The organism is Achromobacter sp., assembly GCF_036567245.1.
In the GTDB taxonomy this organism is placed as follows: Bacteria; Pseudomonadota; Gammaproteobacteria; order Burkholderiales; family Burkholderiaceae_B; genus Achromobacter.
Genome location: NZ_DATCUY010000255.1, coordinates 1 through 8897, shown reverse-complemented (window position 1 = coordinate 8897; position 8897 = coordinate 1). Strand labels below are relative to the sequence as shown.

Genomic DNA, 8897 nt, shown 5'->3' with positions numbered 1-8897 from the left:
CGGCGACCCGCGCCACCACGGCGCGGTAGGAATCCGCAGGCAGCGCCGGCGCGGCATAAGGCGCGCCTACGTCGGCGCCGGCGCTGATGTCCAGCGACGCGGCGCAGTCGCGCACTGAAAGGGTCATCATGTGTTCGGTGGCCAGGCCGCCCCAGCCTTCTCCCTTCAGCGGGCCCAGCGGCATCAGGCCGCGCGAGGGCTTCAGGCCCAGCACGCCGCAGCAGGACGAGGGAATGCGGATCGACCCGCCGCCATCGCTGCCATGCGCGATGCGCACCATGCCGCTGGCCAGCGCCGCGCCCGCGCCGCCGCTGGATCCGCCCGCGCTATGGCCGGCCTTCCAGGGATTCTGGGTGGCCGGCCCGTAAACCGGCGATTCGGTGGTGGGGCTCAGGCCCAGTTCGGCGCTGGTGCTGCGGCCGAACGGAATCAGGCCGGCCCGGCGGTAGCGCTTGACGATCTCGGCGTCGACATTCCATACCACCTGGCCATAAAGCACCGAGCCCATGGCGCTGGGCAGACCCAGCGCGGCGGTGCCCAGGTCCTTGAGCAAGGTAGGCACGCCCAGGAACGGACGGTCCTGCAGTTGCGCCAGCCGCTGCTCTTGCGACATATCAGCGAGTTCCTCGTCCAGCGACTGCGCCAGGCGCAGGCCGATTTCCGCCTGCAGGCCGCAAGCCGCGTTGATCGAGGGATTGCGGGCCGCCACCCGGTCCACCGCCTGCTGCATCGCAGCAAGCGCAGTGGTGGCCCCTTGCGCAATATCGGCGCCCAGCGCCGTCGCGTCCAGGGTGGAGGAATCATGGCGTTCGGCGGTGCTCATGCTTGCAATGCTCCAGGTGTCGACGGCGAATTGCCGCTAGCGCCAGGATATCGGCAGTCGCAGCGGGCAACAAGCACGCGCCCCTGCGATGCTCTTGCCGCCGGATCAGTTCGGGCCTGCAGCCAGCGCGCCCGAATCCTCCTCGTCGTCCCCGGCATCGCCATCGTCCTGAGCGCCCAGCAGGAGCCGGGCATCGGCTTCGGGCAGCGCCTCGACGGCCTTCAGGTTCTTGAGCATGGCGCGGGTGCGCACTTCGGTCTGGCCGATCTTGTTGCTGGCGGTGTCCAGCGTCTTCTTGACGCTGGCCAGGGATTCGCCGAACTTGCCGAATTCCGTCTTGACCGCGCGCAGCACCTGCCAGACCTCGGACGAGCGCTGCTCGATCGCCAGCGTGCGAAAGCCCATTTGCAGGCTGTTCAGCAGCGCCGCCAGGTTGCTGGGACCTGCCACGTTGACGCGCAGGTCATGCAGCTTGTCCAGCAGGCCCGGGCGGCGCAGCACCTCCGCATACAGGCTTTCGGTAGGCAGGAACATGATGGCGAAGTCGGTGGTGTGCGGCGGCGCCACGTACTTGCTGGCGATCAGACGCGCCTGCAGCTCGACCGCCCGGCCCAGCGCGGCTCCGGCGCTCTTCACGCCTTCGGTGTCCGCGGCTTCCTGCGCGTCCATGAGGCGCTCGTACTCTTCCTTGGGGAATTTGGCGTCGATGGGCAGCCAGACAGGTTCGCCGCCGTCGCCGCGCCCGGGCAGACGGATGGCGAATTCCACCACCGCGTCGCTGCCCGGCACGGTCTTGACGTTGCTGGCGTACTGGTCCGGCGTCATGTTGTCTTCGATCAGCCGGGCCAGTTGCACTTCGCCCCAGGTACCGCGCGACTTCACGTTGGTCAGCACCCGCTTCAGGTCGCCCACGCCGGCCGCCAGCGCCTGCATTTCGCCCAGGCCCTTGTGCACGGCCTCCAGACGGTCCGACACCAGTTTGAAGGACTCGCCCAGGCGCTGCTCCAGCGTGGCGTGAAGCTTTTCGTCCACGGTGCGGCGCATTTCGTCGAGCTTGGCGCTGTTGTCGGTTTGCAACGATTGCAGGCGTTGGTCCACGGTGGCGCGCACCTCCATCAGGCGGCGCTCGTTGATCTGGATGAGCCCCTGCAACTGCTCGGAGAAACCCGCGGCGAAGCGCGCCAAGGATTCCGCCGACTCCGCGCGCGCAGCCTGGGCGTCGCGCGACAGCCCGGCGCGCAGGTCGCCATGCGACTGCGACAGCTCCACCCGCAGGGCGCGCGTGGAATCCGCGAATTCGCTGCGCAGGCCGCGCTGCCCTTCCGCAATGTCGGAGCGCAGCGCGCGCTCGGTCCGTTCCAGGCTTTCCAGCAGCGCGTCGAGGCGGGCGTCCGGCGCCGGCGGACGCAGCCAGCCCAGCAAGGCAGCCAGAAAGGCCAGGACAGCGCCGCCCGCAGCAATCCAAAGCAGATGAATATCGTTCAAAAGATGCGTCTCCAAAGCCGGGATTGTAGGACCCGAACCACGTCCTCTACGGTAAATCCGACCTAGATCCGGTATCAGCAGACGGACTGCCGGGGGCTAGGGATTAAACTCTGGGGCATCCAAACAGGCTTGTTTCCCCTTGAATCCCGCAGATCCCTCCCCCTGTATGCCCGTGGCTTCATTCCAGTCCGTATTCGGCCCGCTGGACCTGAACGCCGCCACGCCGGTCGCCTCCGGCCACGACAGGCACATCTTCCAGCACCCCAACATGCCATCCTTGCTTGTCAAGGTCATGGACATGCGCGCCCGCGCCGTGTACCTGGAAGCCCGCCCGTTCAAGCGCTGGTACAAGCAATACCAGCGGGAAAGCGCCTACCGGGTGTACCTGACCGAAATCTCGGAATACGTCACCACCACCACCCGCCCCTCGGGCGTATGGCAGGTGCCCATGGCGCGCATTCTCGGGGTCGCCCAAACCACACTGGGCCTGGGTCTGGTCGTCGAGAAAATCTGTGACGCCAACGGCAACATCGCCCCCACCGTGACGGACCTGGCCAGGCAAGGCAAGCTGGACGACGCCCTCAGCGCGCAGCTCGACGAGTTCTTCGCAGACCTGGCCGATGCCCACGTGGTCCTGCACGACGTCTCCGCCAGCAACATCGCCCGCGGCCTGAACGCCGACGGCAAGCAGGGCCTGTACCTGATCGATGGCTTCGGCGGGCTGCCGCTGATACCGATCTATGCCTGGAGCAAACGCCTGAACAGCCGGCGTATCCAACGCAAGTACGCACGCATGCGGGCAGCCTTGGCCGAGCGCATCGCCACCGGCGCATTCTGAGGCGCCCGCCCCAGGCACAGCCGCAGCGCCGTCCAGGCAGCTACGGCTGCGGCGCCTCCGGCAGCACCACGCCCTGGCGGTCCACCCATACATAGTCGTGTCCGGCGCGCTGTCCGCGGCGCAAAGGGTTGCGCGTGCAGCAGGCCGCGTAGGCCGGGTCCACGTAACGGTAGTGCAGGTGCTCGTCGCGCCCCAGGGGAATGCCGAGCCGCGTGGTGCAGACCAGGGCCTGGGGCGACTCCCCCACATCCTCCACATACAGCGCTTGCGGGTCGAAACGGCGCGCGTCCCAGTCGGGCACTTTCAGGCCCAGCGCCCGGCAAAGCAGGGTCTGGCCGGCGCACAGGCCGGAGACGGGGCGCGGGCGCCCCTGCGCATCGGGGTTCAACTGCAGCATGCGGGCCAGCGCCTGGGGTCCGGACAGCGCGTCCGTCCAGGGATAGGCGGATTTGATCAGCACGGCGTTACCCGGCCCGCCCGCGCTGAAATTCAGAGAATCCCCGCCGCGGGCGTAATACATGTAGACCGTGCCGCCGTCCATGAACAGGGCGCGCCGCTTGTGGGTGTAGCCCAGCGACGCATGGCTGCCCTTCTCTTCCAGGAAGTAGGCTTCGGTCTCGATGATGCGGGCCGACAGCCACAGCTCGCCCACGCGGTGCCGGATGACCTTGCCCGGCAACTCGCGCGCCAGCTGCAAGGCGTCGCGGTCGAAGAAGGCGTCGGGCAAGGCCCGGCCGGCAGCGCCTGGCGCCAGGCAGGCCAGGGCCGCCGCCTCAGGCGAAACGTTCGCCGTAGCGTTTTTCGCTGAAGCCAACGCTCACCTCGCCATCGGGCGTCACCGTGACCGGGCGGCGCACCAGCGCCGGATACTCGGCAATCAGCTGGCTCCACTGGGCATCGGTATGCGCGGTCTTGCGCTCTTCGGGCAGGTTGCGCCACGTCATGGACGTGCGGTTGACCAGCTTTTCCCAACCGCCGACCTGGTCCGCCCAGGATTTCAGCGTTGCGGCGGGCACCGGATTGTCGCGGTAGTCCACGAACGCGTGGGCGACGCCGTGCGCGGTCAGCCAGTCGCGCGCCTTGACGCAGGTGCTGCACTTCGTCAGGCCATACAGGGTGGTTTGCTTCATTTGGGCTCGGACTCCTTGCGCCATTGCATGCGGTTGGCCAGGATCACGCAGGTGCCGACCGCCAGGATGAATAGGGTCGCCAGCGCATTGATCTCGGGCTTCAAGCCCAGGCGCACCCGCGAGAAAACTTCCATGGGCAGCGTGCTGGAGCTGGGACCGGACAGGAACGACGCCAGCACCACGTCGTCCAGCGACAGGGTGAAGGACAGCAACCAGGCCGAGGCCAGCGCCGGCGCGATCAGCGGCAGCGTGATCTTGAAAAACACGGTCATGGGCGTGGCGCCCAGGTCCAGCGCGGCCTCTTCCAGCGAACGGTCCAGGTCGCGGATGCGCGTCTGGATGACGACCGCCACGAAGGCCATGCACAGGGTGACGTGGCCGACCCAGATCGTGAAGATGCCGTTCTCCGCGGGCCAACCCAGGCTGCCGCGCAGCTCCACGAACATCAGCAACAGCGAGATGCCCAGCACCACCTCGGGAATGACCAGCGGCGCGCTGAGCATGCCCACGTAGAGCGCGAAGCCGCGAAAGCGCCCCATGCGGCCCAGCACGTAGCCGGCCCAGGTGCCGATGATGACTGCGGCGGTGGCGGTCATGGCGGCGATGCGGAACGACAGCCAGGCCGCGCGCAACAGCGCGTCGTCGTTGAACAGCGAGTGATACCAGCGGAACGAGAAGCCGGTCCAGGACGTGACGGTGGGCGATTCATTGAACGAGAACACCATCAGGCTGATGATGGGCACGTACAGGAAGAAGTACCCCAGCCCCAACACCACGGCGCGCAAAGTCTTGTTGGGCCCGTTCATTTGCGGCCTCCGCTCGCCTGTTCCTGCTGCTTGACCTGGTTGTATTGGAAGACCACCAGCGGCACCAGCAGCAACAGCACCATCACGCAGGTCACGGCCGAAGCCATGGGCCAGTCGGCATTGTTGAAGAATTCATTCCACATCACGCGGCCCATCATGAGCGTGTTGGCCCCGCCCAGCATTTCCGGGATCACGTATTCGCCCACTGCCGGGATGAACACCAGCATGGCGCCCGCGATCACACCCTGGCGCGACAGCGGCACGGTGATCTGCCAGAAGGCCTGCCAGGGCTTGGCGCCCAGGTCGTAGGCGGCTTCGAGCAGGCGCAGGTCCATCTTCACCAGCGTCGCGTACAGCGGCAGGATGAAGAACGGCAGGTAGGCATAGACCATGCCGATATAGACCGCGACATCGGTACGGTAGATTTCCAGCGGACTGGAAATGATGCCCAGGCCCTGCAGCAGGTTATTGAGCAGGCCGTCGTTGCGCAGGATGCCCACCCAGGCGTATACGCGCAACAGCAGCGAAGTCCAGAACGGCAGGATCACGCCCAGCAGCAGCAGGTTGCGCACCGCCGGCGAGGAGCGCGCGATGTAATAGGCGATGGGATAACCGATCAGCACGCAGCACAGCGTGGTGATCGCGGCGATCTTCACCGAATTCAGGTAGGTGGCGAAATACAGGCTGTCCGTGAACAGCAGGATGTAGCCGCGCAGGTGCAGGCTGAACTGCACCGCCTCGTCCTTGAATTCCGCCAGCGAGGTGTACGGCGGAATGCCGAACTTCAGCTCGGCGAAGCTGATCTTGAAGACCAGCAGGAACGGCACCAGCAGGAACAGCACCAGCCAGGCGAACGGCGGCACCACCGCCAGCGCCCGGCCCGACGGCAACCAGTCGCGGGGCGAGAACCGGATCATGACGCCAACACCGTCGCGCTGTCGGCGTCCCATCTGACGAAGATCTCTTCATCGATGCCAGGCGCATCCATCTGGGCCAGCAGCAGGCTGGGCACGCTGGCCTCGACCGTCTTGCCGGAATCCAGGCGGATCTGATAAAGCGCGTAGCTGCCCATCCACGCCATGTGGCTGACCATGCCGTGGGCCCAGTTGTATTCGGCTTCGGGCTGCTCGCGCGACACCACCAGCCGTTCAGGCCGGATGGAGACGTGCACTTCCATGCCCAGCGGTTCGCTCACGCCGTGGTTGACGAAGAGCGGGCGGGTCAGCTCGCCGCACTCGATGGCGACATGGTCGGGTTCATCGACCACGATGGTGCCGGTGAACATATTGGTCGAGCCGATGAAGCTGGCGACGAAGCGCGAATTCGGGAATGCATAAACGTCCTGCGGCGTGCCGCATTGGACGATCTGGCCTTCGGTCATGACGGCCAGGCGGTGCGCCATGGTCATGGCCTCTTCCTGGTCGTGCGTGACCATGATGCAGGTCACGCCGACCTGTTCCAGGATCTTCACCAGTTCGATCTGGGTCTTCTGGCGGATCTGCTTGTCCAGCGCCGACATGGGTTCGTCCAGCAGCAGCAGCTTGGGCCGCTTGACCAGGCTGCGCGCCAGCGCCACGCGCTGCTGCTGCCCGCCCGACAGCTGGTTGGGCTTGCGCCGCGAATAGCCGGCCATCTGGACCAGGTCCAGGGCTTCGAACACGCGGTCATGGATCTCGGCCCGGTCCACGCCTTCCTGCTTCAGGCCGAAGGCCACGTTGGCTTCGACCGTCATGTGCGGGAACAGCGCATAGGACTGGAACATCATGTTCACGGGCCGGCGGTACGGCGGCACGTGCGTGATGTCCTCGCCGTCCAGGAAAATCTGGCCCGAAGTGGACTCCTCGAAGCCCGCCAGCATGCGCAGCAAGGTGGACTTGCCGCTGCCCGAACTGCCGAGCAGGGCGAAGATCTCGTTGCGCTTGACCGAGAGATTGACGGAACGGACGGCGACCACATCGCCGAAGATCTTTACGACATCGGAGATCCGGACGAACTCGTCCGGATCGGCCGAATGCTGCGCCGAGTAACGGCTATCGCTCATGATGACTTATCTTCCAGACTTCAGCTCGGACCACATCCGGTTTTGCAGGCGTTGGATGTTCAAGGGCAGCGCCTTGATCACGTACAAGGTCTTGGAGACCTCCGCCGACGGGTAGATCATGGGATTGTCCGCCACGTCCTTGACCACGTACTGCCGCGCCTCTTTGTTGGCGTTGGGGTAGAACATGGTGTTGGTGATGGCCGCGTGCACCTTGGGCGTTTCGATGTAGTTGATGAAAGCCAGGGCCTCTTCGGGATGCGGCGCATCCTTGGGGATGACCATCAGGTCGAACCACGCGGGCGCGCCGCCCTTGGGGATGAAGTAGTTCACTTCATAGGACTTCTTGGCGTCCTGGGCGCGCTTGCGCGCGATCATCACGTCGCCGGAAAAACCGTAGACCATGCACAGATCGCCCACGGCCAGCTCGTCGATGTAACCCGACGAACTGAACTGGCGGATGTACGGGCGGATTTTCATCAGCACTTCCAGCGCGGCCTTGTAGTCGTCCGCATTGGTGCTGTTGGGGTCCTTGCCCAGGTACTTCAGCACGGCCGGGAACACCTGAGCGGCTTCGTCCAGCATCGAGATGCCGCACTCTTTCAGCTTGGCGGCGTTCTCGGGCTTGAAGATCATGTCCCAGTTGGCCAGGTCCACGCCATCGCCCATGATCTGCTTGACCTTGGTGACGTTGTAGCCCAGACCATTGGTGCCGTAGCCCCAGGGTATGGCGTACTCGTTGCCGGGATCGACGGTGGCGACCAGCGCCATCACTTCGGGATCCAGGTACTTCCAGTTCGGAATCTTGGACTTGTCCAGCTTCTGGAACAGGCCGGCTTCGATCTGGCGCGAGGCGTAGTGCGTGGACGGGACAACGACGTCATAGCCCGATTTGCCAGCCAACAGCTTGGCCTGCAGGGTGTCGTTGCTGTCGTAGACGTCATAGCGGACCTTGATGCCGGTTTCCTTTTCAAAACCGGGAATCGTGTCAGGAGCCGTGTACTCGGCCCAGTTGTAGACGTTGACGACCTTGTTCTGCGCCATCGCCGACGACGAGGCCGCCGTGACCAGCATCGCCCCTAGCGCCCAGCGCATACCCGCCCGTAGTTTCATCACCAGCCCCCTTGCGTTATGCCGTATGTGACAGGAGTACCAAAAGGCGAAATGATAAAGCTTTTTAGCGATGACCTGCCCAACTTTGCCGGCTAATTGGCGCGATTCGGGCCTGATGGCGGCAATTGGCCGCCCGCGCCCGGTCAGGGCTGGATTCCCACGCCCCAGGCCGTCCAGTAGCTGTCGCGCAGGCGCAGCCAGAAGCGCTCGCCGTCTTCACCGGCCACCTTGCGCAGCGAGCGGCGCAGGCGTTCCAGGTTGGCCTGGCGCTGCCGGTCCGACAAGGAACCTTGCGTGCCGCGGTCGAAATCGATCAGCCAGACGCGGCCGTCGCCGCCCACCAGGATGTTGAAGGCATTGAGGTCGGCATGCCAGACGCCGGCCCGGTGCATGCGCACGATGGCCTCGGCCGCGGCCTGCCAGACTGGTTCGGCCAGCATCTGGGCCAGGGGCCGCACGCCCGGTATGCGCTCGACCACGATGGCGGCGCGGTAGATCGGGCCTTGGCGCCAATAGGCGGCAGCCAGGGGCGCCGGCACCGCCAGGCCCTGGGCGCGCATGGCGGCCAGCAGGCGATACTCGCGGAAGCTGCGGGTGCGGGCCTCGCCGTTCCAGAGATAGGCGTCGCGGCTGATGCGCGCGATCATCCCGCCGCGGCGGTAGC

The 8897-nt window shown here is 65.7% G+C and carries 10 protein-coding genes; 1 reads left to right on the top strand and 9 read right to left on the bottom strand.

What is annotated here, in order from left to right; translation table 11 throughout:
• Together VIR09_RS11375 and rmuC are read right to left on the bottom strand one after the other, a co-directional pair.
• Nucleotides 1-823: amidase (locus VIR09_RS11375; protein WP_332012965.1), on the bottom strand; the 823-nt coding region annotated here is incomplete at its 3' end.
• A 105-nt stretch (nt 824-928) separates the two neighbouring features.
• Complete coding sequence (rmuC, locus tag VIR09_RS11370) at nt 929-2308, bottom strand: DNA recombination protein RmuC (RefSeq protein ID WP_332012964.1); 1380 nt, start codon at nt 2306-2308, stop codon at nt 929-931.
• Nucleotides 2309-2474: 166 nt separating this feature from the next.
• Here rmuC and VIR09_RS11365 point away from each other — a divergent pair, with 166 nt between their 5' ends.
• Nucleotides 2475-3146, top strand: a complete 672-nt coding sequence (locus VIR09_RS11365) for a YrbL family protein (protein ID WP_332012963.1) — start codon at nt 2475-2477, stop codon at nt 3144-3146.
• A 40-nt stretch (nt 3147-3186) separates the two neighbouring features.
• On the opposite strand, the gene VIR09_RS11360 is transcribed toward VIR09_RS11365, so the two are convergent.
• The 7 genes from VIR09_RS11360 to VIR09_RS11330 form a co-directional block, all read right to left on the bottom strand.
• Nucleotides 3187-3873: a DNA-3-methyladenine glycosylase gene (locus VIR09_RS11360; protein WP_332012962.1), complete on the bottom strand. Its 687-nt coding sequence runs from the start codon at nt 3871-3873 to the stop codon at nt 3187-3189.
• Nucleotides 3874-3919: 46 nt separating this feature from the next.
• On the bottom strand, nt 3920-4276 hold the full coding sequence (locus VIR09_RS11355) for an arsenate reductase (protein ID WP_059380432.1): 357 nt from the start codon (nt 4274-4276) through the stop codon (nt 3920-3922).
• Nucleotides 4273-5082 carry an ABC transporter permease subunit gene (locus VIR09_RS11350; protein WP_042792726.1) on the bottom strand — a complete coding sequence of 270 codons (810 nt, stop codon included), beginning with the start codon at nt 5080-5082 and terminating at the stop codon, nt 4273-4275. The genes VIR09_RS11355 and VIR09_RS11350 overlap by 4 nt, the downstream gene beginning before the upstream one ends.
• The gene (locus VIR09_RS11345; protein ID WP_332012961.1) at nt 5079-5999 is read right to left on the bottom strand and encodes an ABC transporter permease subunit; all 921 of its coding nucleotides are present in this window, start codon (nt 5997-5999) and stop codon (nt 5079-5081) included. Before VIR09_RS11345 ends, VIR09_RS11350 begins: the two co-directional genes overlap by 4 nt.
• Nucleotides 5996-7123, bottom strand: coding sequence for an ABC transporter ATP-binding protein (locus VIR09_RS11340; protein WP_332012960.1), 1128 nt, complete (start codon nt 7121-7123; stop codon nt 5996-5998). The genes VIR09_RS11345 and VIR09_RS11340 overlap by 4 nt, the downstream gene beginning before the upstream one ends.
• 6 nt (nt 7124-7129) lie before the next feature.
• Nucleotides 7130-8233, bottom strand: a complete 1104-nt coding sequence (locus tag VIR09_RS11335; protein ID WP_332012959.1) for a polyamine ABC transporter substrate-binding protein — start codon at nt 8231-8233, stop codon at nt 7130-7132.
• 143 nt (nt 8234-8376) lie between these two features.
• The coding region (locus VIR09_RS11330) for a 3-deoxy-D-manno-octulosonic acid kinase (RefSeq protein ID WP_332012958.1) at nt 8377-8897 on the bottom strand (521 nt) is incomplete at its 5' end.